The sequence below is a fragment of the Massilia sp. 9I genome (assembly GCF_902506415.1).
Lineage (GTDB): Bacteria > Pseudomonadota > Gammaproteobacteria > Burkholderiales > Burkholderiaceae_D > Telluria.
In genome coordinates, this window is record NZ_LR733275.1 from 3729145 (window position 1) to 3754374 (window position 25230).

A 25230-nucleotide genomic window follows, 5' to 3' on the forward strand; every position below is an offset into this window, starting at 1 on the left:
ATAATTATTAATGGTCTTATTGCTCTAACACTATTTTGCCAATTGCCGGGGATTAACACAAACTCCCCCGAATATTGGGCCGAATCCCGGTTTTCGTAGGGTGGGCGGGTTTCCCGCCCACGCGGTCAGCCTTTCAGCGTCTGCTCCAACACATGCAGCTCATGGTTGCACTCGGCATTCTTCTGGCGGTCCTGCGCGATCTTGCGCACCGCATGCAGCACGGTGGTGTGATCGCGCCCGCCGAACAGCTCGCCGATCTCCGGCAGGCTCTTCTGGGTCAGCTCCTTGGCCAGGTACATCGCGATCTGGCGCGGGCGGGCGATGTTCGCCGGGCGGCGCTTGGAATACATGTCCGCCACCTTGATGTTGAAGAAGTCCGCCACCGTCTTCTGGATGTTCTCCACCGAGATCTGGCGGTTCTGCACCGACAGCAGATCCTTGAGGGCTTCCTTCACCACGTCGATGGTGATGTCCTTGCCGTGGAAGCGCGAGTAGGCCAGGATCTTGCGCAGCGCGCCTTCCAGCTCGCGCACGTTCGAGCGCAAATGTTTCGCTACGAAGAAGGCCACGTCGTCCGACAGGGTCACGCTTTCCGACTGCGCCTTCTTGAGCAGGATCGCCACGCGCATTTCCAGCTCCGGCGGCTCGATCGCCACCGTCAGGCCGGAGTCGAAGCGCGAGATCAGGCGGTCGTCCATACCGGTGATCTCCTTCGGATAGGTATCCGAAGTGATGATGATCTGCTTCTTGGCCGCGATCAGCGCCTCGAACGCATAGAAGAACTCTTCCTGCGTGCGGCTCTTGCCGCCGAAGAACTGGATATCGTCGATCAGCAGCATGTCGAGCGAATGGTAGTAATGCTTGAAGTCGTCGAAGCCCTTGCGCTGGTAGGCGGTGACGACGTCGCGCACGTACTGCTCGGCGTGGATGTAGCGGATGCGCGCGTTCGGGTTGTCGGCCATGACCTGGTTGCCGATCGCATGGATCAGGTGGGTCTTACCGAGGCCGACGCCGCCGTAGAAGAACAGCGGGTTGTACGAGACGCCCGGGTTATTGGCAACCTGGATCGCGGCGGCGCGCGCCAGCTGGTTGGCCTTACCGGTCACGAAGCTGTCGAAAGTCAGGTCCGTGTTGATGCGGCTCTGCTCGCGCTTGGGCGAGTTGGCGATGTTCACGTTGCCCTGGCTCGGAGACGGTTCGGCAGGGCGGGGCGCATTGAAATCAGGCGCCGCGCCGCCTTCGCCGGCGCCGGCCGTGGCGGGACCCGCCGGCTTCTTGGCCGGGCTGTTCTTCGGGTCGAGCACGAACTGCACCTCGACCGGGGCTTCCCAGTACTGGCAGGCGAGCTCGGTGATGCGGGTGGCGAACTGCGTCTTGACCCAGTCGAGCTTGAACCGGTTCGGTGCGGCGATGCGCAGCTTGCCGTCCTCGTAATCGAGGACGACCAGCGATTTGATCCACGCACTGTATTGCTGCGGCGTCAGCTCGAGTTCCAGTTGCGCGGAACAGGTCTGCCAAAAATTTTCCATACTTCGCTAATTGATACGTAACACGCTATTTTACCTGTCTCTGCCAAAGTTATCCACAGGCCACTTCGAAAAACCTGCTGCGCGTTGCACTGGCGGTTTGCGATGCTCGCTGTACTCCTCGTACAGCTGCGCTTCTCAACCACCATTGCTGCCGCTCGCGACGGTTTTTCGAAGTGTCCCGAGGGTTGGGCCCATAATTTTCAACCGAAACCGCATGACGCAGGCTCATCAGGAAACAACAGCATTCTTGACAGCTGGACTGCAAATCGTGTCTAATTCAGGGTTCCCCGTCCGTGCGCCATATCAAGCTGACATCGTCGGCACAAGGTTGTCCGGGCGAAAACGAGTATCCCTGTGGCGTGACGCTGGCTTAACCATCTGCGAACTGTCATTGGCGACGAATCCTGACACGACGTCAGACCCGATTTTGCACTTACTTTTGCTTTAAGCGAGACCACCATGAAACGTACTTACCAACCTTCCGTCGTCCGTCGCAAGCGTACGCACGGCTTCCGCGCACGTATGGCTACCCGTGGTGGCCGTCAAGTCCTGAACGCCCGCCGCGCCAAGGGCCGCAAGCGCCTGGCTGTCTAAGTTCCTTAGACCAGCAGATCGACGCGGTCGGCCATGACAGGCGAGGGTTCGCACGACTTCGCGCGCGTTCGGCGTATCGTTAAAACGGATGAGTTTTCATCCGTTTTTCGTTTGCGGCCGACGCAAAAATCCGCGCATTTCGTGCTCTACACCCGACCATCGACCTTGCCGCACGCGCGGCTGGGCGTCGTCGCGGCCAAGCGCTTCGCACCGCGCGCCGTCACCCGCAATACGATCAAGCGCGTCACGCGCGAAGTATTCCGCACCAACCAGCTCCAGCCGGTCGATTGCATCGTGCGCCTGTCGCGCCCGGTCAACGGCAAGGACGGGCCGGCCACCACGCGCGCCCTGAAAAAAGAGCTGCGCGCCGAGCTCACGCGCCTGTTCGCTTCGCAGCGACCACGCCGCCCTGCGCCGCCCTCACCATGAAGACGCTGCTGGTCTGGTTCCTTCGCGGCTACCAGCTGCTGCTGTCCCCGCTCCTCGGGCAGAAATGCCGTTTCTACCCGACCTGCTCCAACTATGCGATCGAAGCGCTGCGCGTCCATGGCGCCGCACGCGGTTCGCTGCTGGCTGCGCGCCGTGTGTGCCGCTGCCATCCGTGGAACCCGGGCGGCGTCGACTTCGTCCCGCCGGCCGCGGACCAGCACAAGCAACCTCCACCAGCCGCTCGCGGTTGTAACCACTCCTGACTAGACTCCAATGGAACTCAATAAACGTACCGTCCTGTGGATCGTGTTCGCCATTTCCCTGATTGTTCTCTGGAACAACTGGATGGTGGCCAACGGTAAGCAGTCACTGTTCTCGCCGGCGCCGCCGGCCGCCCAGGTGGCGCAGCAGCAACCGAAGCCGAACGACGTGCCGGCCGCCGCGCAAGCGGGCGCCGCCGCCGTGCCGGGCGCTCCGGTTGTCCCGGGCGCCGCGCCAGCCGCAGCCGCGCCGGTCAGCCAGCGCGTCACCGTCACCACCGACGTGGTGAAGGCCGACATCGACACCCTCGGCGGCGTCATCAAGCGCCTCGAACTGCTGAAGTTCGCGGACCACTTCGACAAGACCAAGAACCAGGTGCTGTTCAACGTCGGCGGTCCGAACACCTATCTCGGCCAGACCGGCCTGATCGGCTCGACCCCGGCCGGCGTCCTGCCGAACCACCAGACCCCGTTCACGGTCCGCGGCGGCGCGCCGACCCGTGACGCCAACGGCAACGTGCAACTGGTGCTGGACGCGGAGCAGGGCGGCGTGCGCCTGACCAAGACCTTCACCTTCCGTAAGGGCGACTACACCATTGGCGTGCGCCATGACGTGACCAACCTGTCGCAGGCGCCGGTCCAGCCATCGCTCTACCTGCAGCTGCAGCACGACGGCAACAAGCCGGCCAACGACTCGTGGTTCATGTCGAGCTACACCGGCCCGACCCTGTACACCGCGGAAGACAAGTACCAGAAGCTGACCTTCGAGGAAATCGAGAAGGGCAAGGCGACCCACTCGACCAAGGCCAACAACGGCTGGGTCGCGATCTCGCAGCACTTCTTCGTCTCGGCCTTCATCCCGGCCGACAAGGCGCAGCGCGACATCTTCACCAAGAAGATCGCCACCAACCTGTACGCGATCGGCACCGTGCAGCCGCTGGGCAGCGTGGCGCCGGGCGCCACCGTCTCGACCGAGTCGCGCCTGTATTCGGGCCCGCAGGACGAAAAGACCCTGGAAACCATCACGCCGGGCCTGGAGCTGGTGAAGGACTACGGCATGCTGACCATCATCGCCAAGCCGATCTTCTTCGTGATGGACCACCTGCACGCGCTGCTGGGTAACTGGGGCTGGACCATCGTCGCCCTGACCGTCCTGATCAAGCTGGCCTTCTTCCCGCTGTCGGCGGCCGGCTACCGCAGCATGGCCAAGATGCGCGTGGTGACGCCGAAGATGCAGGCGATCCGCGAGCGCTACAAGAACGACCCGCAGAAGATGCAGCAGGCCACCATGGAGCTGTACAAGACCGAGAAGATCAACCCGCTGGGCGGCTGCCTGCCGATCCTGGTGCAGATGCCGGTGTTCTTCGCCCTGTACTGGGTGCTGCAGTCGTCGGTCGAGATGCGCGGCGCGCCGTGGATCCTGTGGATCACCGACCTCACCCAGCGCGATCCGTACTTCATCCTGCCGATCATCTACGCGATTTCGATGTACATCACCACCAAGCTGAACCCGCAGCCGGCCGATCCGGTGCAGGCGAAGATGATGCTGTTCATGCCGCTAGCGTTCTCGGTGATCTTCGTGTTCTTCCCGTCGGGACTGGTGCTCTACTGGGTGGTCAACAACATCCTGTCGATCGCCCAGCAGTGGGTCATCACCAAGAAGTTCGAGACCGGCGCGGCGAAGTAAGTCTCTTCCGGTCTCACCCGAAAGCCCGCGTCCGCGCGGGCTTTTTTACATCCTTTACAATCGCCCCATGAAACTCGACACCTCTCCCATCGCCGCCATCGCCACCGCCCCCGGCCGCGGCGGCATCGGCGTCGTGCGCGCCTCCGGTAAGGCGCTCGTCGCGCTGATCGACGCCCTGTTCCCGGGCGTGAAGCTGGCTCCGCGCCACGCCACCTATATCCCCTTCAAGGCAGCGAACGGCGACGTGATCGACCAGGGCCTGGCCATGTATTTTCCCGGCCCGCATTCCTATACCGGCGAAGACGTGCTCGAACTGCACGGCCACGGTGGCCCGGTGGTGCTGCAGATGCTGCTCGCCCGCGTGCTCGAAGCGGGCGGCCCGCTCGGCCTGCGCCTGGCCGAGCCGGGCGAGTTCACCCGCCGCGCCTTCCTGAACGACAAGCTGGACCTGGCCCAGGCCGAAGCGGTGGCCGACCTGATCGACGCCTCCACCGAAGCCGCCGCCAGGTCGGCTTCGCAATCGCTGTCGGGCGCGTTCTCGCAGGTGGTGCACCACCTGGTCGACCAGACCATCAATCTGCGCATGCTGGTCGAGGCCACCCTCGACTTCCCGGAAGAGGAGATCGACTTCCTCGAGAAGTCGAATGCGCGCGGCCAGCTGGCCGGCATCATCGAGGCGCTGGAGAACGTGTTCCGCCAGGCGGCGCAAGGCGCGCTGCTGCGCGAAGGCCTGAACGTGGTGCTGGTCGGCCAGCCGAACGTCGGCAAGTCGTCGCTGCTGAACGCCCTGGCCGGCGCGGACGTCGCGATCGTCACGCCGATCGCCGGCACCACGCGCGACAAGGTCACCGAGACCATCCAGATCGAAGGCATCCCGCTCAACATCATCGACACCGCCGGCATCCGCACTGACGAAGGCATCGATGTCGTGGAGCGCATCGGCATCGAACGCACCTGGGGCGAAGTCGGCAAGGCCGACGTGATCCTGCACCTGCTGGACGCCAACCTGGGCCCGAGCGCGGAGGATGAGAAGATCGTCGCCGCGTTCCCGCAGGGCGTGCCGGTGGTGCGCATCTGGAACAAGATCGACCTGTCCGGCCACAAGCCTTCGATGGACGTGTCGCCCGACGCCACCCATTTGTACCTGTCGGCGCACGAGAAGCTCGGCATCGACCTGCTGCGCGCCGAGCTGCTGCGCATCGCCGGCTGGCAGCAGACCGGCGAATCGCTCTACCTGGCGCGCGAACGCCACCTGATCGCGCTGCGCGCCGCGCGCGAGCACCTGGAGCTGGCGCGCCAGCATGCGATGCAGGACGACCAGTCGCTCGACCTGTTCGCCGAGGAGTTGCGCCTGGCGCAGGACCAGCTCTCCAGCATCACCGGGCAGTTCACGCCGGACGATTTGCTGGGCGTGATCTTCAGCCGCTTCTGCATCGGGAAATAACGGGGGAAGAGCGTATCGTCACGGTCCAGCCTGTAGTGGCGTGCTAGGCTTGCCCTACGGACTGTACTGGAGAACAACATGACGAAGACACCCGTTTTGAATCGGCGCCGGATGATGGGCGCGGGCCTGGCGCTTGCCGCCTGCACGCTGCTGTCCTCCTGCGCCAGCCTGGTCGGCCCGCGCAAGGTCGAACTACCCCTGCACAAGCTGCAGGCCGGCCTCGAGCGCCGCTTCCCCATGAACAACCGCCTGCTGCAGGTGTTCGACATCCGCCTGTCGCGGCCGCAGCTGTCGATCCAGCCGGAAGCCGATCGGGTAGCGTTAGAGCTGGACGCCTCGGTCTCGCCCCCCTTCGCACGCGACGCCTGGAGCGGCAGCCTGGCCTTTTCCGGCCGCCTCTACGTCGATCCCGGCCGCCCGGCTGTGATGATGGCAGAGCCGCGGGTCGACCGCATCGTGGTCGGCGCCAGCCCCGAGACCGAGCGCCAGCTAGCGCGCGTGGCCAGTACCCTGATCGACACCGTGGTGCGCGACACCCCGGTCTACACCTTCAACCCGGACGACCTGCGCTACGCAGGCGTGCAGTACATCCCGACTCGCATCGAAACCACACGCTCTGGTTTGCTCGTAACGCTGGAGCCGGCGAAGTAGTTTTTCCGCCACGTACACGGCCTCAAGCGCGGAAATTAGCGATACGCTATTATTTTTGCGAACGATCGCAGGATGCGATGTAAGTCTTTGGAGGAATTGTTGTTCCAAAGTCGAATCAACAGTTCAGGATTGCAGAGCCAGTCCATTCGGCGCACACTGAGACGAGTGAATTGGCACTGAACTGCCGTGGCGCGAACCCGCCGCGGTCCGCGCTTGAGGTTTCTCATGGGCACGATGTTCCGCTGAAGTAATCTTGGTTGGACTTCAGTCTGTCGTGTAGGGGGTGGATCTTGGAAACGACACAGGAAAGTTTTCCCGAGAACGGGCTGGCGACCGAGCCAGTGCTCGCAGCGGTTGCCGTACCCTCCGTCATGCCATCGCGGGCCAGCCTGCCTGCGAAAGGATCGTGCTGGTACTGCGAGAAACCGCTCGACAGCGTGCGCCGTTTCTGCGGCAAGACCTGCGCCGATTCGTTCGACGAGGAAGCGGAGTTTACCCGCTAGGCTGGCGCCCTCCGTGGGCGTCGAGCACGCGCAGGGCTCGTTCGTAGTCGAACGCGGCCATCGCCGTCTCCAGTTCCGTCATGCGCGCCGCACCCAGCCGGATGCGCAGACCGGCGCGCTTCTCCGCCATGAACCGTTGGGCGCCGCTGTCGCCGACGTCGAGCAGCGCGCACAGGCGCGCCAGCTCGCTGTCGTTTAATCCCGCCTCGATCGGGGCAGGGCCGCCGCCGGATGCGGCAATCTGGGCATCCACCTGCGCCATCACGCGCGCCAGCTCGGCCTCCAGCCGGTCGACCAGCGCGGCGTTCGCGTGGGTGCCGCTGCGCAGCAGCTGTTCCATCTCCACCGCGAGCGCGCGCAGGCCGCGCGCCTCGATCATCGCCGCCGCGCCCTTCAGGGTATGGGCGATGCGGTGCGCCAGGGTCAGGTCCCCAAGGGCGAGGGCGGCGCGCAGGCGCGCCACATTGCCGGCGTACTCGGAACGGAAACGGGAAAGGACGCGCAGGTACATCGCCGCGTCGCCCATCATGCGATCGAGCCCCGCGGCGGTGTCGAGCGCCGGCTCCAGGCCGGCGCCGCTACTGATGGCGGAGGGGAGTCCGCTCACCGCGTCGTGAACGACCAGTCGCGCGTGATCGGAGCGCCGTTCACCGTGCCGGCGAAGCTGACGTCGTAGGTGGTGGCGCTCTTCAAGGGCGCCAGCGGGACGATCGCGATGGCGGTACGCTTGCTCGGGTCGGTCGACGAGGCGACCATCTGTACCTGCAGGTTGCTGCCGCCGCGCGGACGCACGGTGAAGGTCTGCATCGTTACCGGGGCGTCGATGTTGGCGTGCACGCTGATCGGATAGCCAACTTCATTGATGCCCTGGACCGGATCCGGGTCTTCGCTGTCGCTGAAGAAGTTCGGCGTCACGCCGGTCTGGCCGCTGAAAGGCCAGATGACGATGGCGTTGGCGGCGATGCCGGGACCGAAGCCGTTGCGGGTCGCGAAGTCGGCGGTGAAATAGTTGTAGCGGCTCGAGGAGGTGGCGGCGCCGGTGCCGATCTCGCGGAACTTCGGCTCGAACATCACGAAGCGGTGGAAGATCGCGGTGATCAGCTCCTCGGCCATGTAGAAGCCGCTGCCGTTGGTCGTGCCCGAGATCACCTCGCCATACGCATAGCCGTTGACCGGAATGGTATAGCCGGCCGCATTCAGGCGGTCCTTCAGCGTCACGCCGGTGAAGCCCGGATTGCCCGTCTTCTGGTCGTGGCTCATCACGTTATTCGTGCGCAGGTACTCGGAATGGCCCAGCGCCGCATTATTGATCAGCACATTCTCGGTCACGGTCGGCACACCGAGCTGGGCGCGGCGGTAGTTGATCCAGTTGCGGCCATCGACGGCGATGTTGCCGACCGAGACAGGCGCGTTATCGCCCGGCACCGCGCTCGGCGTGGCCGGCGTCTGGTTGCTTCCGGACGGGGTGACGCTTACGCCCGTGCTGTCGCTGTCGGTGCCGCCGCCACCGCAAGCGGCCAGGGTCGATGCGGCCACCAATGCGGCAATGAGGGAACGCCAGCGCGGCATATAGCTCATATTACAACTCCTGTCAATACTGAAAATGAAGCGACATTCTAGAGCAAAACACCGCACCATGCCCGCTGCGGTGTTGCGCGACGCCAGCTTATTTCGCTCCCTGTAGAATATGGCATCGTCCCTATTGCCGAGTCGCCAATTGTCGCAACCTAAGCCCACCAGCCGCGAACGCCTCGCGCGCGCCAAGTTCGCCCTGCCCAGTTTCGTGACGCTGCTGTCGATTGCCTGCGGCTTCGGCAGCATCGTGATCTCGGTCGACAATGCGCACGTCGGCGCCCCGTCGGACTACCGGCTGGCCGCGATCCTGCTGGTGCTGGCCGGCGTGTTCGATGCGCTCGACGGCTTCGTGGCGCGCGCCACCAATACCCAGTCCAGCTTCGGCGTGCAGCTCGACTCGATCGCCGACGTGATGAACTTCGGCTGCGCGCCGGGCCTCCTGCTGTATTGCTATGGCTTCGCGCAGCAGAGTGCCGCGCACCCGACCCTGGTGCGCATGGGCGGCCTGGCCTGCTTCATCTTCGTCACCTGCGGCGCGCTGCGCCTGGCGCGCTTCAACGTGATGGTCGGCCGCACCGACCCGCGCTACTTCGTCGGCATGCCGATCACCGCCGGCGCGGCCTGCGTGGCCTCGGTGGTGGTGGCCTGGCCCGATCCGGCGACCACCATGGCGCAATGCTTCGCGATCATCGCCCTGATGGTGGCGGTGGGCACGCTGATGGTCTCGACCATCCGCTTCCCGAGCTCGAAGCACCCGCGCGGCAAGGTGATGCTGGCGCTGCTGGCCGTGTGCGCGGTGCTGCTCGCGGTGCTGCAGACGCGCTTCTTCGTGCTGTTCTTCCTGCTGTACGTGAGTGCGACCTTGCTGCTCAACATCGCATGGCGCACCGGCTGGCGCGGCATCGCACCGCCCAAGGTCTATGAAGACTAAGGCTTCGTAGCGTGGGCGGGTCTCCCGCCCACGCTACGCAAACTTATCGAGCATCGCCGCCAGGTGCGCCGCGCGCGCCTGCGCTTCCTCCAGGTCGGCGGCATTGCCGGTCTGGGTCTGGACCGCGCCGGCCAGCAGCTGCACGAAGGAGCGGTCGAGCGCCTTGCGCGCCGCCGCCATCTGCTGGGCCACGGCATCCACGTCCGCGGGCCCGGCCGCCAGCGCCACCAGTTTCTGCACCCCGCGCAGCTGGCCTTCGATGCGCGCCAGCCGGTTCAGCAGGTCCTTCTTCTGCTGGGCGGTGAGGGCGCTGCCCTCGACGATCTTGAGCGGGGTGTCGGCCATGGCGCTCGGGCCTACGCCACTTCGTGACCGCGCGCCGCGCGCAGGATGCGGAACCAGTCGCCGCGTTCGAGCTGGAAGCGGGTTCCCGCCACCGCTTCGCGGATCGCTTCGAAGCGCCCGGTGCCGGTGAGCGGGATCGGGCGGCTCGGCAGCTGCATGATCCAGGCGAACAGCACGCTGGCGAAAGGCTGTTCCATGCGCTCGGCGATTTCCTGGATCACGCTGCGCACTTCCGATGCGCGCGCATCGCTTGACGTGAACAGGCGGCCGCCCCCCAGCGGCGACCACACCATCGGCGCGATGCGCAGGTCCTGCATGCCGTCGAAGGTCTGGTCGAACATCGGGGCGGTGTACATCGGCGAGAACTCGACCTGGTTGGTGGCGAGCGGCACGCGGCGGTTCAGGCACTCGAACTGGTGGCGCGTGAAGTTCGACACGCCGACGTGGCGCACCTTGCCGGCCTGCTGCAGGCGGGTGAAGGCCTCGGCGATCTCGTCGAAGTCCATCAGCGGATCGGGACGGTGGATCAGCAGCAGGTCGAGGTAGTCGGTCCCCAGCTGGCGCAGCGATTCCTCGCATGATGCGACGATGTGCGCCGCCGTGGTGTCGTAGTGCTGGATGGCGTGCTGCGGGCGCTTCTGCGAGATCAGCTTGATGCCGCACTTGCTCACCAGTTCAATGCGCGCGCGCAGCGAAGGCTGGGCGCGCAGGGCTTCGCCGAACACGCCCTCCACGCCGTAGTCGCCGTAGATGTCGGCGTGGTCAAACGAGGTGACGCCCAGTTCGATGCACTGCTCGATGAAGGCGACGCGCTGCGCCACCGGCATGCCCCATTCGTTCATGCGCCACATGCCGGCCACGATGCGCGAGAGTTCGAGTCCGCCCTCGCGCGTGGCGATGCGGGGGCAGTGCAGGTCGGCGGGCAGGGGGTGGGTCATCGCGGTGGGTCCTTGGTGTGAATGGCACGATTATAGCGGGGCATGCAAAAACAAAAAGCCCGCCCGGCTTCTCGCACGGGCGGGCTTTCATGAGGGGCTGGCGCCGGATTACTGCATCCAGAGACGCATCGAATCCCAGGCGCGGCCGAAGATGCTTGCTTCCTGCACTTCGTCCAGCGTCACGATCGGCAGCGCGATCAGCGGCTTGCCGTCGACCATCATCTTCACCGAGCCGACCTGCGCATTGCGCGCCAGCGGGGCGACCAGCGGGTCCTTGCGCTCGAGGACCGGCTTCATCTTGCCTGCCACGCCCTTCGGCACCGTCACCAGCACGTCACGGGTGAAGCCGAGCTTCACGGTCGATTCCGAGCCTTTCCACACCGGCACGGTCTGCACTGCCTGGCCCTTCGAATACAGCTTGACGGTGTCGAAGTTCTGGAAGCCCCAGTTCAGCAGCTTCTGGCTTTCCTGCGTACGCACCGAATCCGAGGCGGTGCCCAGCACCACCGAGATCAGGCGGCGCTGGCCGGCGTTGCCGTTCGGGCGACGCGCCGAGGCGATCATGCTGTAGCCCGAGGACTCGGTGTGGCCGGTCTTCATGCCGTCCACGGTCGGATCCAGCCACAGCAGGCGGTTGCGGTTCTGCTGGGTGATCTTGTTGTAGGTGAACTGCTTGATCGAGTCGATCTTGTAGAACTCCGGGAAGTCCTTGATCACGTTCGCGGCCAGGATCGACAGGTCGCTCGCGGTCGAGTAGTTGTTCGCATCCGGCAGGCCGTGCGGGTTGGCCCAGCGGGTGTTCTTCATGCCCATGCGCTGCGCTTCGCGGTTCATCAGGGTGGCGAAGGTGCCTTCGTCGCCCGCCACCGCTTCCGCCAGCGCCACCGCGGCGTCGTTACCCGACTGGATCATCAGGCCGTGCAGCAGGTCGTCGACCGACACCGGCGTGGCCGGATCGATGAACATCTTCGAGCTGCTGCCGTCGACTTTCCAGGCGCGGGTCGAGACGTTCACCATCGTGTTCAGCGTCAGGCGCTTGTCGCGGATCGCGGCGAAGGTCACGTAGGCCGTCATGACCTTGGTGAGCGAAGCCGGTTCGATGCGCGCGTGCGGATCCTGCGCCGCGATGACCTGGCCGCTGGTCGCGTCGAGCAGCAGCCACGACTTGGCTGCGATGGTCGGTGCCGGCACGGTCTGTGCGCTGGCCGAAGCCATCAGCAGGCTGGCGGCCACGGCCGCTAACAGTTTTTTCATGGGAGATAAGCCTGTAAAAAATGCCAATGCAGTAGTGCGCAAGGCAACACCGTCAAGTATTGCCTTGGAAGAAGAGCCTAATTATTGCACAGCGCTGGCGTCAAATGTCACGCCGCCACATTTCTACGACAAGATTTTTAATGTGGCCGAGCTTGCGGTGGAAGAAGTGGTCGGCGCCCGGGATCACGGTCACCGGGATGTCGAGCGGGCGCGCCCAGTCGAACACTTCCTGCAGCGTGATCGTATCGTCAAGTTCGCCGTGGATCAGGATGGTGTCCGCGGGTACCGGCGGCATCGGCCACTTGCCGGCGGCGGTGCCGACCAGCACCAGGCGCTCGGCCGGGCGGCCCTCCGCAATCAGGCGCTGCTGGAACTGGGCCTGCACGAAGGTGCCGAAGGAGAAGCCCGACAGCGCGACCGGCAGGCCCGGATACTGTTCGGTCATGTGCTGGTACATGACCTCCATGTCGTCCACCTCGCCGCGGCCGTCGTCATGCACGCCTTCCGACTCGCCCACGCCGCGGAAGTTGAAGCGCGCGGTGGCGTAGCCGAGGTTGACGAAGGTGCGCGCCAGGGTCTGGGCCACCTTGTTCTCCATGGTGCCGCCGTACAGCGGGTGCGGGTGCGCCACCAGGGCGATGCCGCGCGGGGCGGCTTCCGGCAGGTCGAGGATGCACTGCATCTTGCCGGCGCGGCCGTCGAGGGTAAACTTGTGGGAGTACTTGTTCATTGCGGCTTGCTCTACTTGTAATCAGATTTTCAGGCGTTCCACGACCTGGCCGCCCACCAGGTGGGTGTCGATGATGTCGTCGATGTCGGCCGTGTCCACGTAGGTGTACCAGGTGCCTTCCGGGTAGACCACGAGCACCGGGCCTTCCTCGCAGCGGTCCAGGCAGCCGGACTGGTTGATGCGCACCTTGCCTTCGCCGTTCAGGCCGAGTTCCTTGATGCGTTTCTTGGCGTGCTTCTGTGCTTTCTCGGCGCCGCATTTGCCGCAGCTCTGGCGGGCATCCTTGCCTTCACGCTCGTTCATGCAAAAGAAGACGTGGTGCTTGTAAAAGGGTTTGGCGTCGTCGTTCATGTCGGTCTCGTCAAATGGTGGCGCAGGCGCAAGGCGCCATGATACGGCATCACGCCCCGTCGGGCGCGCCGGGTCGCGGCTCCTGGCGGTTCAGCTTGTGCGAGGGCAGCAGCAGGAACCACAGTGCGAAGAAGGGCCACAGCAGGGACAGGAACTGGGCCGCGCCATTAAAGTTCAGGAACTTCCCCTGCACCCAGCCCTGCAGGGTGGAGACGAAGTAGGGATTCACCGGGATCGTGTTCACCACGATCAGGCTCAGGACCAGCGTCACCACCGCCAGCCGGCGCTGGGCCACCTGGGGCGCGAATACCAGGCCGGCCAGCATGATCAGGCCGATGATGAAGCCGCCCTCGGCGCCCGGCGTCACCCACACGAAAGCGTTATCGGGCCGGAACAGCAGCGAGCTGGCCAGGGTCTTGAGCAGCAGCGCGGTGGCGAGGAAGACCACCATCAGGAGAAAACGCGGGGCGTTGCGGCGCACCAGGCACATCAGGGTCAGCACGGCGCCGGTCATGCCGCAGGCCGTGATGATGGTCTCGGACAGCCAGTACTGCTCCACCGTCATGACGGTGTCCGGGCGCAGCATGCTGACCAGGTCGATCTCGGTATCGAACCAGCGCGACAGCCATTCCGAGATGATGGGCAGCACCTGGCCGTGGCCGAACAGATAGCTTTGCGGGTAGATCTGCGCCAGCGGCCACAGCGCCACCAATACCAGGCCCTGGCTGGCGTAGGGCGCGAACCAGCGCCGGCGCAGCTGGAACAGGCGGCTGCGGTCGAGCAGGCCGGGGGCCCACCATGCGCCGAGGATGGCGCCCAGCAGGCAGCCGCCGGCATTCGTGAACAGGTCGAGGTTGGACGGCACGCGGCTGGGCAGGAAGTTCTGCACTGTTTCCATCGTGAGCGTCACCAGCACGCCGGCGACGGCCGCCAGCAGCACCGCCCAGATGCCGCGGATGCGCGGATACATCGACAGCACCAGCAGCATGCCGAGCGGGGCGTAGCCGAAGATGTTGACGCCGACGTCGAAGCCGGTCCAGTAGCGCTGCTTGACCAGGTTGAGGAAGGTGAACAGGGGCAGGCCGCTGTCGCGCCAGCCCGAGAACGGGTACCAGCTGGCGTAGATAATCAGGAGCAGGTAGGCCAGCAGCGCCGCGCGCGAGATGGGCGAGCCGCGTCCTTCACGCGGACGCTCGCGCTGCTCGACGCTGACGCTCGATTTGGTCATCGTTTCCGGGTGTCGACCGTCGCCAGCCAGGCCAGGATGTCGGCGGCGAGGGCGTCGGTGCTGGCGGCCAGCGCCCGTGCGCCGCCCGGCGCATCGGCGCTCGGTGAGGACGTGGTGCGCGTGAAGCTGCGCTGGTCGAGCAGGCGGTGGTCGCTGAACAGCGAGGCGCGCAGGGTGATCTGGCCTTCGCTCTGCGCTACGCCGGTGAAGGCATGCACGAAGTCGTCGACTTCCACGCGCAGCAGCGGCACGTTGGTGGAAGCGTCGGTGCTTGAGAGCACCTTCATGCCGGACTGCGCCAGGCGCGTCTTGACGCGCTGGGTCAGCATCTGCAGCGGGTTGCTGGCCCAGCGGCTGTTGGCATAGGTGCGGGCCTGCAGCGCATCGGCGTAGTTCAGGCGGTAGTACATGCGCTCGTTCTCGAGGGCGGCGGGGCCGGTGGCGTCCATCACGACCAGGGCCGGCATGCCGGCCGGGGCGGTGGCGGCCTGTTGCGTCATGGCGGCGGGACCGAAATCGTAGGTGGTGCTTTCCTGGGCCTTGTTGCTGGCGCAGCCGGCCAGCACGAGGGTCACGGCGAGAGCGATAAAGGAGCGGTATGCGGTCACGTTGGTCCTCATTTGGTCGGTGGCACGAAGCCCGGTTCGCCCGGTCCCGGCTGGGCGCTCGGCGCGCCGAACAGGATGCCCTGCGGGCGGTCGGACAGCGAAGTCGCGGTGCGCTTCACGGCGCGCAGGGCGCCGCGCGCCTCGTCGGTCATCTGGACGACGTGCGGCAGGGTTTCGAGTTCGAGGTTGCTGGTGGCCGACTGCAACGAGCCGATCGCGCCGTTCAGGCGTTCGATCGGGCCGTCCGGCTGCTGCAGGCGGACGGCGAGCTGCTTATAGCTGTCGGCGGTGGTGTCGACGCTGGCCGCGGCCGCATCGAAGGAAGTCAGGCTGCGATCGAGCTTGGCCGCCAGCGCCGGCAGGCGCTCGATGGTCGGGTCGAGCTTTTGCGGGATGGCGGCGTAGGCGTCGGCGGCCTTGCCGATGCTATCAAAAGCGCCGACGATGGTCTTCTGGTTCTCGGGGCCCAGCATCTTGTCCAGGCTCTCGGTGATCTTTTCGGTGCGCTCGAGGATGGCCAGGCCGCGCTTTTCCAGCTGGTCGAGCAGGCCCGGACGCAGCGGGATGCGCGCCGGATGGTCTTCGCGCGCGGCCAGGCGCGGAGAACCGGTGCGGTCGTCGTCGAGCTGGATGAAGGCGATCCCGGTCACGCCCTGGTAGCCGAGCGAGGCGAAGGTAGTGGTGGTGATCGGCGAATCCTTCTCGACCGACAGCCGGATCAGGATCTGGCCCGTCACGCGCGGGTCGAACACGATCTCTTCGACCCGGCCCACCTCCAGGCCGCGGTAGCGCACCGTGGCCTGCGGGTTCAGGCCCGGGATCGACTGCGTGGTGACGATCTCGTAAGGCAGCAGCTCGGTGCGGTCGCGGTTGAACCACAGACCGGCCAGCACCGCGGCAATCACCAGGGCGATCGTGAACACGCCTGTCATCAGGGCATATGACCTGTTTTCCATACTCAGTCCTCCGAATCGTTCTGGGCCTGGCGCTCTTCGAGCACTTCCAGCGCCCGCTGGCCGCGCGGGCCCAGGAAAAAGTGTTTGATGAAGGGATGCTGGACCCGCAGCACGTCGCAGGCCGGCCCCACCGCGAGCACATGCTTCTCCGCCAGCACCGCGATGCGCGACGAGAGGGCGAACAGCGTGTCGAGGTCGTGGGTGACCATCACCACGGTCAGCTTCAGTTCACTGTGCAGGGTCTGGATCAGCGCCACGAAGGAGTCCGACAGATCGGGATCCAGGCCCGCTGTGGGTTCGTCCAGGAACAATAGCTGCGGTTCGAGCGCCAGGGCGCGCGCCAGGGCCACGCGCTTGATCATCCCGCCCGACAGGTCGGACGGCATCTTGTTGGCGTGCTCGGGGCCCAGGCCCACCATGTCCATCTTGAGCAGCACCGCGTCGCGGATCACGTCCTCGGGCAGCGAACGCAATTCGCGCATCGGGAAGGCGATGTTGTCGAACACGGTCAGGGCCGAGTACAGCGCGCCCTGCTGGAACAGCATGCCCCAGTGGTTGCGCATGCGCTGCAGTTGCTGGGCGTCGGCCGCGGTGATGTCCTGGCCGAAGACCTTCACGCAGCCTTCCGAGGGGCGTTCCAGGCCCAGCATCTGGCGCAGCAGCACGGTCTTGCCGGTGCCGGAGCCGCCGACGATGGTCAGGATTTCGCCGGCGTAGATGTCGAGGTTCAGGTCCTGGTGCACCACGGTGCGGCCGAAGCGCGTCCACAGCTTGCGGATCTCGACCACCGGCGGCCCGACGTCTTCCTCGGGTCGCTTGTTCAGGCGTTGCGGCTGCCGGTTTTTGGTATCTGCCATCAGAACCCCACACCGTTGAAGATGATGGCGAACACCGCATCGGCCAGGATCACCACGGTGATCGCGGTGACCACGGCGGTGGTGGTGCCGCGGCCCAGGCTTTCGGTGTTCGGCTCGATGCGCAGGCCGAAGTGGCAGGACACCAGCGCGATCAGCATGCCGAACACGCAACCCTTGAGCAGGCCAATGGTGTAGTTCACCACCGGCACCGCATCCGGCAGCTTCTGCACGAAGTAGCGGAACGACAGGCCCAGCTCGATCTTGGCCGAGACCATGCCGCCGATCAGGGCCATGGCGTCGGTCCACACCACCAGCAGCGGCATCGAGATCGCCAGCGCGATCACCTTCGGCATGATCAGGCGCTGGCCGTGCGAAATGCCCATCACCAGCATGGCGTCGAGTTCTTCGGTCACCCGCATCACGCCCAGCTGCGCCGTGATGGAGGAACCGGAACGGCCCGCCACCAGGATCGCCGCCAGCAGCGGCCCCAGCTCGCGGATCACGGACATGCCCAGGATATTGACGATGTAGATGTCGCCGCCGAACATGCGCAGCTGCTGCGACGACAGGAAGGAGAGCACGATCCCGATCAGGAAGCCGACCATGGCCGTGATGCCGAGCGCCTGGAAGCCGGAATGGTAGATGTTCGCCGAGATCTCGCGCCAGGGGCCGGCCACCGGGCGCCGGATGAAGCGGCCGATGTCGATCATTAGCTGGCCGATCAGGCCCACAAAAGCCCGCAAGTGCTCGAAGAAGGTAAGGATGCCGCCGCCCAGCACGATCAGCCAGTTCAGCGGGCTGACGCGGTGGCGCGGCAGCTTGATGGCGCTGGCCTTCTCGATGCGGCCGAACAGCTCTTCGTGGTTGGGATCGAGCGTCAGGCGCGCGGGGCGCTGCTTGCCCCAGGCGTTCCAGAACATCTGGGCGCCGACGTGATCGAGCCGCTCAATCCCGGACAGGTCCCACGCCAGGGTGTTCTTGTTTTTCAGGGCGCGTAGGGTGCGCGTGATCGCCTTCAGCACGCCCTTCTGCGACAGGGTGTGCACCTGCCATACGCCACTCGCCATGACAGACTGGCCCGCGCTGTCGGCGGGCCCGGGATGCTGGATGGTTAATATTGGCGCATTTTCAATCTGCATTGCGCCAGTGTAAAAGAGAATCGTTATCGCTGCTACACGCTATCTAACAGAGTGCGGCTGCTCGTCCTGTCAGGCGGCCAGATGGCGTACCTGCCGTTCCGGCGCCGCCGCTACCGGCTTTGGTGCGTGGACCGTGTCGACCTTGCCCGCGTAGTCCGAGGCCAGCAGCGCCGCCGCTTCCGCGCGTTCCATGCCGCGCAGCTGCAGCCATTCCTGCACCAGCTTGGCCAGTTTTTCGAGTGCGATGCGGTGGGTGGCATCCGTCTTTGTGTAGACCCAATCCGAAAAGGCCATGAAATTGTCGAACGGGGCCTCGCCCAGCAGCACCCGCGTGGTGTTGGCGAAGCGGCCCGAGTTGGCGACCAGGTCCCAGTAGCGGGCGAAGCGCACCAGGCGCTGCATGGTCGGGAAGTCGACCTGGCTGGTGGCCAGCACGGTATACGGCGGATAAGGGTCGTAGACCATGCCGAAGGGCTCGGTGTGGCGGATGATCGGGGTGCCGCGCAGGCGCTTGAGGATGCCGAACTGGATCTCCTGGGCGCCGAGTTTGACCAATTGGTCAAATCCGCGCGCGAAGCTGGCCACGTCCTCGCCCGGCAGTCCGGCGATCAGGTCCACGTGCAGGTGGGTGGTCGAGTGCTCGGTCAGCCAGCGGATGTTGTCGGCGGCCTTGGCATTGTCCTGGCGCCGGCTGACCAGTGCCTGGACCTCCGGGTTGAAACTCTGGATGCCGATCTCGAACTGCAGCGCGCCCGGCGGGAACCTGGCGATAGTCTCCTTGAGCGCTTCCGGCAGGTGGTCGGGGACCAGCTCGAAGTGGGCATAGACCGGGTCGTTCGGATTCGCCGCGAGTTTATCGAGGAAGAACTGCATGATGCGCAGGCTGGTCTTGACGTTCAGGTTGAAGGTGCGGTCGACGAACTTGAACAGGCGCGCGCCGCGTGCATACAGCGTTTCCATCTCGGCGAGGAATGCGTCGAGCGGGAAGGGCCAGGCGGTCTTGTCGAGCGAGGACAGGCAGAACTCGCACTTGAACGGACAGCCGCGCGAGGCTTCCACGTACAGGGTGCGGTGGGCGATGTCCTCATCACTGTATAAAGAATAGGGCAGGGCGATCTCCGCCATCGGCGGCTGCACGCCGGCGTGCACCTTCATCAGGGGCTTCGGGCCATTCAGGATCTCGCCGCAGAGCTTGGGGAAGGTGACGTCGCCCCAGCCGGTGACCACGTAGTCGGCCAGGCGCACGATCTCCTGCTCGCCCGTCTCGTGCGAGACCTCGGGGCCGCCCAGCACGATCGTCACCTGCGGCGCGACCCGCTTGAGCATCGCCACCAGGCGGGTGGTCTCTTCGACGTTCCAGATATAGACGCCCAGGCCGACGATGCGCGGCTGATGCGCCAGGATGCGCTCGACCAGGTCGCTGGTCTTGGCACCGATGACGAATTCCTGGATCCGGGTCTGGGCTTGCAGGGCGCCCATGTTCGCCAGCAGGTAACGCAGGCCGAGCGAGGCGTGCGTGTAGCGGGCGTTGAGGGTGGAAAGCAGGATGGTCATGATGGCAGGCGGGGCGAGGCAAAGACCTCATTTTACTGCGCTACGGCGGCGCAGCGCTCAAGGACTTCCTGCTCGCCGTAAACGCAGGAAGCCGCCGCGGCTTGCGCCGGGCGGCTTCCTGTCCGTCATTCCAGATTACTTGTTGACGGTGCGGGTACCGACCACTTCGATGGTCACGCGGCGGTTCTTGGCGCGGCCTTCGGCGGTGGCGTTGTCGGCGACCGGCTGGCTCTCGCCCTTGCCTTCGGTGTACAGGCGCGCCGGGTCCAGGCCCTTCGACACCATGTAAGCCTTGACGGCTTCGGCGCGGCGCAGCGACAGCTTCTGGTTGTAGGCGTCGGTGCCGACCGAGTCGGTGTGGCCGACGGCGATCATGACTTCGGTGTTCAGGCCTTCCAGTTTCGACATGAACTCGTCCAGTGCCGCCCGGCCTTCCGGCTTGACGATCGCCTTGTCGAAGTCGAACAGGGCTTCAGCTGCGATCGAGACCTTTTCCGAGGTCGGGACCGGCTGCGGTGCCGGCTGGGCCGGCTCGGCGACTGGCGCCGGGGCCGGAGCGACTTCGACCGGTGCCGGCGGCACGTAGGCGGCCTTGGCCGGACGGCCGAACTTGTAGACCAGGCTCAGCGAGGTCATGTGGACGTCGCCATTGTTCTGTACGGCGTCGGTCACGCGGTAGCGCTCGATCTCGGCGCGCAGTGCCAGCGCTTCGGTGAACTTGTACTCGGCGCCCAGGCCCAGCTTGGCGTGGCGGCGGCCTTCGTGCGGCGGGTTCGGGCCGCTGACGGCGTTCAGGACGTTGCCGCTGTAGTGGGTCGTCGCACGGGCGTACTGCACGCCGGCGCGGGCCAGCAGCGAGAAGCGCTCGGACAGCGGCAGTTGGCCGACCAGGTCGAGGTTCACGCCGCGGAACTTGGTTTCGCCGTGCAGCATGCGGTTGTTGGTGGTCATCGCGTCGAAGCTGAATTCGCCCAGGTCGAAATAGCCTGCTTCGACGGCGAAGTAGCGGTTGAACTGCTTACCGAGGAACAGCTTGTAGCCGGTGTCCTTGTTGTCGGCGTTGAAGCCGGTCAGCGGCAGGCCGGCGCCGGACATGCGGCGCGCCAGGTCGTTGTTATAGATCTTGGCACGGGTACGGCCGACTCCCGCACCCATGTACCAGGCGCTGTTGGCCCAGTCCGGGTTCACGAAAGCCGAGTCGGCCTGCACCGGCTGGGTAGTGGTGTCCTGGGGCGCAGCGTGGGCGCTCATGATGGTTGCGCAGGCCAGTGCGATCGATGCGGCGAGAGTCTTCGGAGTGTTCATTGTTTTATCTTCGAAATGTAGTTGCAGGTAATGACCGCGGTAAAAGGCGTGGTCATGGCTGAGGTCTCAAGTATTACCTTTCGGCATGATGCTTACCGTTAGGTAACTCGCATAACTTGCAATATTCTCGAAATAACAACGCCGTGTTCGGCTCCGCTTTTTTCTCATCCATTTATGGGAACTGCATATCGTGCGGGCAATGCTTCGGGGTTAAAGTGATGCGCTCATCTTTATATGGCGTAATGACGCAGAAAGGTTCCCATGCAAGGCCGCACTACCGCATTCCCGCTTCCTGTCAAGCTGATGTTCGGCTCGGCGCTCGCACTGGCGCTGGCCGCCTGCGGCCGCGGCGAGGAAGAGACCTTGCAGGCGTCAACCATGTCGTCGACCGCCGCCAGCATTTCGTCCTCTCCGCGCATCAAGGTCGACGTCGCGCGCACCAGCCACGGCGTGCCGCATGTGCGCGCCACCGATTTCCGTAGCCTGGCCTATGGCCTGGCCTATGCCTACGCCCAGGACAACGTCTGCATGTTCGCCGACTCGGTGCTGACCGTGCGCGGCGAGCGCTCGCGCTGGTTCGGCGCCGAAGCGCGTCCGCGCCAGCGCACCGGCGACGAGTATGGCGGCGGCAGCGGCTTCATGGATCTGAAGAACGGCGACAGCGACTTCTTCTTCAAGGGCTATCTCGACATCGACCAGCTGCGCGCGGGCTACACCTCCGGCCCATCCGAGCCGCGCCAGCTGCTCGAAGGCTTCGTCGAGGGCTACAACCGCTACCTCAAGGATTACGGCAGCAAGCTGCCGGCCGCCTGCGCCGGCGCCAAGTGGGTCAAGCCGATCAGCTTCGACGACATGGCCCTGGTGGTCGCCGAGAAGGCGCTGCATGCTTCCGGCCAGGTCTTCGCCGCCGACTTCGTGGCCGGCGGCCGCGTGCCCGGCGCGCCGGTACAGCTGGCCAAGCTGGCGCCGCGCAAGCTCGACACCAGCACCCTGGTGGCCCAGCTAGACAAGCTCAACAACCAGGGCATCGGCAGTAATGCGCTGGCGGTCGGCAAGGACTTGTCCAGCAACGGCCGCGGCCTGCTGCTGGGGAATCCGCACTTCCCGTGGACGACCTCGGACCGCTTCTACCAGGCGCACCTGACGGTCCCGGGCCGTTATGACGCCATGGGCGTGATCATCGGCGGCGTGCCGGCGATCGTCATCGGCTTCAACAAGGACGTAGCCTGGAGCCACACGGTCACCACCGCTTACCACTTCAACACCTTCCGCCTGGCGCTGGATGCCACCGACCCGACCGGTACTACCTATCTGTATGACGGGCAGCGCCGCAAGATGACGTCCAAGACCGTCACGGTCGAGGCCCTGCAGGCCGACGGTTCGCTGGCCCGCACCAGCAAGTCCTTCTACTTCAGCCATCAGGGCGCGGTGATCGTTCGTCCGGAGGCGGGCCTGACCTGGACCTCGCAGGCCGCCTTCGTGCTGGCCGACCCGAACCGCAACAACACCCGCATGCTGGAGCAGTGGCTGGGCATCGGCCAGTCCGGCAGCGTGCGCGAGCTGAAGGCCTCGCTCGACAAGGTGGTGGGTCTGCCATGGGTGAACACGGTGGCGGCCGACCGCAACGGCAACACCCTGTACGCGGACGCCAGCGTGGTCCCGCATATGTACACGGACAAGTTCATCAACGGTTGCCTGCTGCTGCAGGAAGCCCTGCTGTTCGATGGTTCGAATAGCGCCTGCGGCTGGGGCCAGGATGCGAAGACGCCGAGCGGCATTTTCTCGCCGGCGAACGCGCCGTGGCTGATGCGCACCGACTACGTCGGCAATTCCAACGACAGCTACTGGCTGACCAATCCGAAAGAGCTGCTGAACGGCCCCGCGCCTTATGGCTACTCGCCTCTGTACGGCAGCGTAGGCGCCGAGCAGAGCCTGCGTACCCGCCTCGGCTTCCGCCAGCTCGAGGACCTGCTGGCGCAGAAGCGCAAGATCGGCCTGACCGACATGCAGGCGCTGGCATTCTCCAACCGCGTGCATGCGGCCGAACTGGTGCTGCCTGAACTGCTGCCTGCCTGCACCGCTACCACCGACGCCCTGACGCGCCAGGCATGCACCACGCTGCAGGCCTGGGACCGCCGCGCCGAAGTCGATAGCCGCGGCGCGGTCCTGTTCCGCGAATTCTGGAGCATCGCCTCGAAGCTCCCGAACAAGTGGACCACCCCGTTCGACCCGGCCGACCCGGTGCACACCCCGAACGGTGTCGCGCCGGCGGCAAAGCCCGCCATGCTGGCGGCGCTGAAGACGGCGGCGCAAAAGCTGCAGTCCCTGAACGTGCCGCTCGACGGCCGCCTGGGCGACTACCAGGTCGAACCGCGCAACGGCGTGCGCATCGCGCTGCACGGCGGCGTTGGCGACGAGGACGGCAGCTACAGCTCGCTGACCATGGCGACCCCGCTGACGCCGGCCGGCTACATCGGGGTGTACTGGGGTCAGAGCTACATCCAGACGGTGAGCTTTGACGAGAACGGCCCGGTGGCGCAGGCGCTGCTGACCTATGGCCAGTCGGTCGATCCGAAGTCGCCGTGGTACGCCGACCAGACCCTGGCCTACTCGCGCAAACAGTGGCCGGTGCTGCCGTTCTCGATGAAGGACATCAAGGCTGACTGCAGCTACACCAGCATCACGCTGCGCGACTAAGGCAGCGCGAGCTGCCATGAATCCGGCGCCGCAGGCGCCGGATTCTGTCTGAATGACGCACACACTCAAATTTGGGTGTTGACGGCGCTCATCAGAACGCGCATAATCTCATTCCTCTGCTGCTGACGAACACAACGCTTCGCAGCGATAGCAAGAGACAGAATACGAAGTTCTTTAACAATCAACAGTCGATAAGTGTGGGCGTTTGATGAAGGTGCCACTGGCTTCGGTCAGTGATTACTTAAATTATCAAATGTTCACAAAAGTATTAAGCGTTGTCCCAGCAATGGGATGACGGTCAGTATCTTGAGTGAGCGACTCGGTAGCAATACCGATGGCAGCAATGCCAACAAACAGAGATTGAACTGAAGAGTTTGATCCTGGCTCAGATTGAACGCTGGCGGCATGCTTTACACATGCAAGTCGAACGGCAGCGCGGGGCAACCTGGCGGCGAGTGGCAGGATTCGTGACTGGGGTGAAGTCGTAACAAGGTAGCCGTATCGGAAGGTGCGGCTGGATCACCTCCTTTCTAGAGTAGCACCGGGAGCTAACGCTCCATCATCAAGCGTCCACGCTTATCGACTGTCGAATGAAGAACAGTATCGGGGCTGTAGCTCAGCTGGTTAGAGCACCGTGTTGATAACGCGGGGGTCGTTGGTTCGAGTCCAACCAGCCCTACCACGTTTCACGGGGGGATTAGCTCAGCTGGGAGAGCACCTGCTTTGCAAGCAGGGGGTCGTCGGTTCGATCCCGTCATCCTCCACCAATTACTGTTCTGACTGCATTTATCTAAAGCCTGGGTTTTAGATAAGTGTAGTTTTCGTTCTTTAACAATCTGGAAGAAGTAAAGTTTTTTTAAGCGTGCATGTAAAAGTGCACACTTAGGGTAGTAATCAAGTATCAACAAACATGCAACGAGCTGTACTCTTGATTTCTATGACGATCCCTTAACTCATGAGGGGCCAACGTTATAGGGACAAGCGAATAAGTGCACATGGTGGATGCCTTGGCGATTACAGGCGATGAAGGACGTAGTAGCTTGCGATAAGCTGCGGGGAGTGAGCAAACACACTTTGATCCGCAGATTTCCGAATGGGGAAACCCGGCCTTTTAGGTCATTGCATACTGAATACATAGGTATGCANAGGATTCGTGACTGGGGTGAAGTCGTAACAAGGTAGCCGTATCGGAAGGTGCGGCTGGATCACCTCCTTTCTAGAGTAGCACCGGGAGCTAACGCTCCATCATCAAGCGTCCACGCTTATCGACTGTTGTGAGAAGAAACAGTAGCAGTGTTCCAAGTTCGGGGCTGTAGCTCAGCTGGTTAGAGCACCGTGTTGATAACGCGGGGGTCGTTGGTTCGAGTCCAACCAGCCCTACCAACACGGGATAAGATCCTGGGGGATTAGCTCAGCTGGGAGAGCACCTGCTTTGCAAGCAGGGGGTCGTCGGTTCGATCCCGTCATCCTCCACCACTCTACTGTTACTGCATTTATCTAAAGCCTGCGCTTTAGATAAGTGTAGTTTTCGTTCTTTAACAATCTGGAAGAAGTAAAGTTTTTTTAAGCGTGTGGAAACACACACTTAGGGTAGTAATCAAGTATCAACAAACATGCAACAAGCTGTACTCTTGATTTCTATGACGATCCCTTAACTCATGAGGG

The 25230-nt window shown here is 64.3% G+C and carries 24 protein-coding genes, 4 tRNA genes and 2 other annotated features; of the genes, 13 read left to right on the forward strand and 15 right to left on the reverse strand.

What is annotated here, in order from left to right; translation table 11 throughout:
• Positions 1–125: 125 nt before the first annotated feature.
• Positions 126–1529, reverse strand: coding sequence for a chromosomal replication initiator protein DnaA (gene dnaA / locus GV068_RS16680; RefSeq protein WP_159700173.1), 1404 nt, complete (start codon positions 1527–1529; stop codon positions 126–128).
• Positions 1530–1988: 459 nt separating this feature from the next.
• On the opposite strand from dnaA, the gene rpmH reads away from it, so the two are divergent.
• The 7 genes from rpmH (at position 1989) to GV068_RS16715 (ending at position 7097) form a co-directional block, all read left to right on the forward strand.
• Positions 1989–2123, forward strand: coding sequence for a 50S ribosomal protein L34 (rpmH, locus tag GV068_RS16685; RefSeq protein WP_040378179.1), 135 nt, complete (start codon positions 1989–1991; stop codon positions 2121–2123).
• A gap of 33 nt (positions 2124–2156) precedes the next feature.
• The gene (gene rnpA, locus GV068_RS16690; protein ID WP_159700176.1) at positions 2157–2552 is read left to right on the forward strand and encodes a ribonuclease P protein component; all 396 of its coding nucleotides are present in this window, start codon (positions 2157–2159) and stop codon (positions 2550–2552) included.
• Positions 2549–2815: a membrane protein insertion efficiency factor YidD gene (gene yidD / locus GV068_RS16695; protein WP_159700179.1), complete on the forward strand. Its 267-nt coding sequence runs from the start codon at positions 2549–2551 to the stop codon at positions 2813–2815. Before rnpA ends, yidD begins: the two co-directional genes overlap by 4 nt.
• A gap of 10 nt (positions 2816–2825) precedes the next feature.
• On the forward strand, positions 2826–4499 hold the full coding sequence (yidC, locus tag GV068_RS16700) for a membrane protein insertase YidC (RefSeq protein WP_159700183.1): 1674 nt from the start codon (positions 2826–2828) through the stop codon (positions 4497–4499).
• A gap of 67 nt (positions 4500–4566) precedes the next feature.
• Positions 4567–5943 (forward strand): tRNA uridine-5-carboxymethylaminomethyl(34) synthesis GTPase MnmE, encoded by a 1377-nt coding sequence (gene mnmE, locus GV068_RS16705; RefSeq protein ID WP_159700188.1) that lies wholly within the window; start codon positions 4567–4569, stop codon positions 5941–5943.
• Positions 5944–6021: 78 nt separating this feature from the next.
• Positions 6022–6594, forward strand: a complete 573-nt coding sequence (locus tag GV068_RS16710; protein ID WP_159700191.1) for a DUF1439 domain-containing protein — start codon at positions 6022–6024, stop codon at positions 6592–6594.
• A 290-nt stretch (positions 6595–6884) separates the two neighbouring features.
• Positions 6885–7097: a hypothetical protein gene (locus GV068_RS16715; RefSeq protein WP_159700194.1), complete on the forward strand. Its 213-nt coding sequence runs from the start codon at positions 6885–6887 to the stop codon at positions 7095–7097.
• Here the strand turns inward: GV068_RS16715 and GV068_RS16720 are convergent.
• Positions 7087–7704: an Hpt domain-containing protein gene (locus GV068_RS16720; protein ID WP_229464270.1), complete on the reverse strand. Its 618-nt coding sequence runs from the start codon at positions 7702–7704 to the stop codon at positions 7087–7089. The two genes, GV068_RS16715 and GV068_RS16720, sit on opposite strands and share 11 nt — an antisense overlap.
• On the reverse strand, positions 7701–8675 hold the full coding sequence (locus GV068_RS16725; protein ID WP_159700197.1) for a CAP domain-containing protein: 975 nt from the start codon (positions 8673–8675) through the stop codon (positions 7701–7703). Before GV068_RS16725 ends, GV068_RS16720 begins: the two co-directional genes overlap by 4 nt.
• Before the next feature lie 139 nt (positions 8676–8814).
• Here GV068_RS16725 and pssA point away from each other — a divergent pair, with 139 nt between their 5' ends.
• Positions 8815–9603 (forward strand): CDP-diacylglycerol--serine O-phosphatidyltransferase, encoded by a 789-nt coding sequence (gene pssA, locus GV068_RS16730; protein WP_229464272.1) that lies wholly within the window; start codon positions 8815–8817, stop codon positions 9601–9603.
• 33 nt (positions 9604–9636) lie between these two features.
• Here the strand turns inward: pssA and GV068_RS16735 are convergent, their stop codons facing one another.
• The 12 genes from GV068_RS16735 to GV068_RS16790 form a co-directional block, all read right to left on the reverse strand.
• Positions 9637–9948: a metal-sensitive transcriptional regulator gene (locus GV068_RS16735; protein WP_159700203.1), complete on the reverse strand. Its 312-nt coding sequence runs from the start codon at positions 9946–9948 to the stop codon at positions 9637–9639.
• Between the two features lie 11 nt (positions 9949–9959).
• Positions 9960–10886 (reverse strand): aldo/keto reductase family oxidoreductase, encoded by a 927-nt coding sequence (locus tag GV068_RS16740; RefSeq protein ID WP_159700206.1) that lies wholly within the window; start codon positions 10884–10886, stop codon positions 9960–9962.
• Positions 10887–10994: 108 nt separating this feature from the next.
• Complete coding sequence (locus GV068_RS16745; RefSeq protein WP_159700209.1) at positions 10995–12140, reverse strand: D-alanyl-D-alanine carboxypeptidase family protein; 1146 nt, start codon at positions 12138–12140, stop codon at positions 10995–10997.
• Positions 12141–12240: 100 nt separating this feature from the next.
• Positions 12241–12870: an alpha/beta hydrolase gene (locus GV068_RS16750; RefSeq protein WP_159700212.1), complete on the reverse strand. Its 630-nt coding sequence runs from the start codon at positions 12868–12870 to the stop codon at positions 12241–12243.
• A gap of 21 nt (positions 12871–12891) precedes the next feature.
• Positions 12892–13221 (reverse strand): ferredoxin, encoded by a 330-nt coding sequence (locus GV068_RS16755; RefSeq protein ID WP_159700215.1) that lies wholly within the window; start codon positions 13219–13221, stop codon positions 12892–12894.
• A 49-nt stretch (positions 13222–13270) separates the two neighbouring features.
• Positions 13271–14449 carry a VanZ family protein gene (locus tag GV068_RS16760; protein ID WP_159700218.1) on the reverse strand — a complete coding sequence of 393 codons (1179 nt, stop codon included), beginning with the start codon at positions 14447–14449 and terminating at the stop codon, positions 13271–13273.
• Positions 14446–15057, reverse strand: a complete 612-nt coding sequence (locus GV068_RS16765; protein ID WP_308637337.1) for an ABC-type transport auxiliary lipoprotein family protein — start codon at positions 15055–15057, stop codon at positions 14446–14448. The genes GV068_RS16760 and GV068_RS16765 overlap by 4 nt, the downstream gene beginning before the upstream one ends.
• An 8-nt stretch (positions 15058–15065) precedes the next feature.
• Positions 15066–16013: an MlaD family protein gene (locus tag GV068_RS16770; RefSeq protein ID WP_159700224.1), complete on the reverse strand. Its 948-nt coding sequence runs from the start codon at positions 16011–16013 to the stop codon at positions 15066–15068.
• A 2-nt stretch (positions 16014–16015) separates the two neighbouring features.
• Positions 16016–16870 carry an ABC transporter ATP-binding protein gene (locus GV068_RS16775; protein ID WP_159700227.1) on the reverse strand — a complete coding sequence of 285 codons (855 nt, stop codon included), beginning with the start codon at positions 16868–16870 and terminating at the stop codon, positions 16016–16018.
• Complete coding sequence (locus GV068_RS16780; RefSeq protein ID WP_159700230.1) at positions 16870–18009, reverse strand: ABC transporter permease; 1140 nt, start codon at positions 18007–18009, stop codon at positions 16870–16872. The genes GV068_RS16775 and GV068_RS16780 overlap by 1 nt, the downstream gene beginning before the upstream one ends.
• 69 nt (positions 18010–18078) lie before the next feature.
• Positions 18079–19563, reverse strand: a complete 1485-nt coding sequence (locus tag GV068_RS16785; protein WP_159700233.1) for a B12-binding domain-containing radical SAM protein — start codon at positions 19561–19563, stop codon at positions 18079–18081.
• Positions 19564–19698: 135 nt separating this feature from the next.
• Positions 19699–20868 (reverse strand): OmpA family protein, encoded by a 1170-nt coding sequence (locus GV068_RS16790; RefSeq protein WP_159700236.1) that lies wholly within the window; start codon positions 20866–20868, stop codon positions 19699–19701.
• Positions 20869–21129: 261 nt separating this feature from the next.
• Here GV068_RS16790 and GV068_RS16795 point away from each other — a divergent pair, with 261 nt between their 5' ends.
• The 5 genes from GV068_RS16795 to GV068_RS16815 all read left to right on the forward strand — a co-directional run bounded on the left by GV068_RS16795 (position 21130) and on the right by GV068_RS16815 (position 25041).
• Complete coding sequence (locus GV068_RS16795; RefSeq protein WP_229464276.1) at positions 21130–23565, forward strand: penicillin acylase family protein; 2436 nt, start codon at positions 21130–21132, stop codon at positions 23563–23565.
• A 362-nt stretch (positions 23566–23927) separates the two neighbouring features.
• Positions 23928–24095 (forward strand) — a sequence feature (16S ribosomal RNA rRNA prediction is too short).
• Between the two features lie 75 nt (positions 24096–24170).
• Positions 24171–24247: transfer RNA gene (locus GV068_RS16800), tRNA-Ile, on the forward strand.
• A gap of 9 nt (positions 24248–24256) precedes the next feature.
• A tRNA-Ala gene (locus GV068_RS16805) sits at positions 24257–24332 on the forward strand.
• Positions 24333–24586: 254 nt separating this feature from the next.
• Positions 24587–24713, forward strand: a sequence feature (23S ribosomal RNA rRNA prediction is too short).
• A gap of 158 nt (positions 24714–24871) precedes the next feature.
• Positions 24872–24948, forward strand: a tRNA-Ile gene (locus GV068_RS16810).
• Positions 24949–24965: 17 nt separating this feature from the next.
• A tRNA-Ala gene (locus tag GV068_RS16815) sits at positions 24966–25041 on the forward strand.
• Positions 25042–25230: the final 189 nt, after the last annotated feature.

Coding starts and splice junctions, on each gene's coding strand:
- rnpA (WP_159700176.1), top strand. CDS start 2,157: ATGACAGGCGAGGGTTCGCACGACTTCGCGCGCGTTCGGCGTATCGTT.
- GV068_RS16795 (WP_229464276.1), top strand. CDS start 21,130: ATGCAAGGCCGCACTACCGCATTCCCGCTTCCTGTCAAGCTGATGTTC.
- mnmE (WP_159700188.1), top strand. CDS start 4,567: ATGAAACTCGACACCTCTCCCATCGCCGCCATCGCCACCGCCCCCGGC.
- GV068_RS16745 (WP_159700209.1), bottom strand. CDS start 12,140: ATGAAAAAACTGTTAGCGGCCGTGGCCGCCAGCCTGCTGATGGCTTCG.
- GV068_RS16710 (WP_159700191.1), top strand. CDS start 6,022: ATGACGAAGACACCCGTTTTGAATCGGCGCCGGATGATGGGCGCGGGC.
- GV068_RS16780 (WP_159700230.1), bottom strand. CDS start 18,009: ATGCAGATTGAAAATGCGCCAATATTAACCATCCAGCATCCCGGGCCC.
- GV068_RS16760 (WP_159700218.1), bottom strand. CDS start 14,449: ATGACCAAATCGAGCGTCAGCGTCGAGCAGCGCGAGCGTCCGCGTGAA.
- GV068_RS16785 (WP_159700233.1), bottom strand. CDS start 19,563: ATGACCATCCTGCTTTCCACCCTCAACGCCCGCTACACGCACGCCTCG.
- GV068_RS16735 (WP_159700203.1), bottom strand. CDS start 9,948: ATGGCCGACACCCCGCTCAAGATCGTCGAGGGCAGCGCCCTCACCGCC.
- GV068_RS16775 (WP_159700227.1), bottom strand. CDS start 16,870: ATGGCAGATACCAAAAACCGGCAGCCGCAACGCCTGAACAAGCGACCC.
- dnaA (WP_159700173.1), bottom strand. CDS start 1,529: ATGGAAAATTTTTGGCAGACCTGTTCCGCGCAACTGGAACTCGAGCTG.
- GV068_RS16790 (WP_159700236.1), bottom strand. CDS start 20,868: ATGAACACTCCGAAGACTCTCGCCGCATCGATCGCACTGGCCTGCGCA.
- yidD (WP_159700179.1), top strand. CDS start 2,549: ATGAAGACGCTGCTGGTCTGGTTCCTTCGCGGCTACCAGCTGCTGCTG.
- GV068_RS16770 (WP_159700224.1), bottom strand. CDS start 16,013: ATGGAAAACAGGTCATATGCCCTGATGACAGGCGTGTTCACGATCGCC.
- GV068_RS16755 (WP_159700215.1), bottom strand. CDS start 13,221: ATGAACGACGACGCCAAACCCTTTTACAAGCACCACGTCTTCTTTTGC.
- GV068_RS16740 (WP_159700206.1), bottom strand. CDS start 10,886: ATGACCCACCCCCTGCCCGCCGACCTGCACTGCCCCCGCATCGCCACG.
- GV068_RS16725 (WP_159700197.1), bottom strand. CDS start 8,675: ATGAGCTATATGCCGCGCTGGCGTTCCCTCATTGCCGCATTGGTGGCC.
- GV068_RS16750 (WP_159700212.1), bottom strand. CDS start 12,870: ATGAACAAGTACTCCCACAAGTTTACCCTCGACGGCCGCGCCGGCAAG.
- rpmH (WP_040378179.1), top strand. CDS start 1,989: ATGAAACGTACTTACCAACCTTCCGTCGTCCGTCGCAAGCGTACGCAC.
- yidC (WP_159700183.1), top strand. CDS start 2,826: ATGGAACTCAATAAACGTACCGTCCTGTGGATCGTGTTCGCCATTTCC.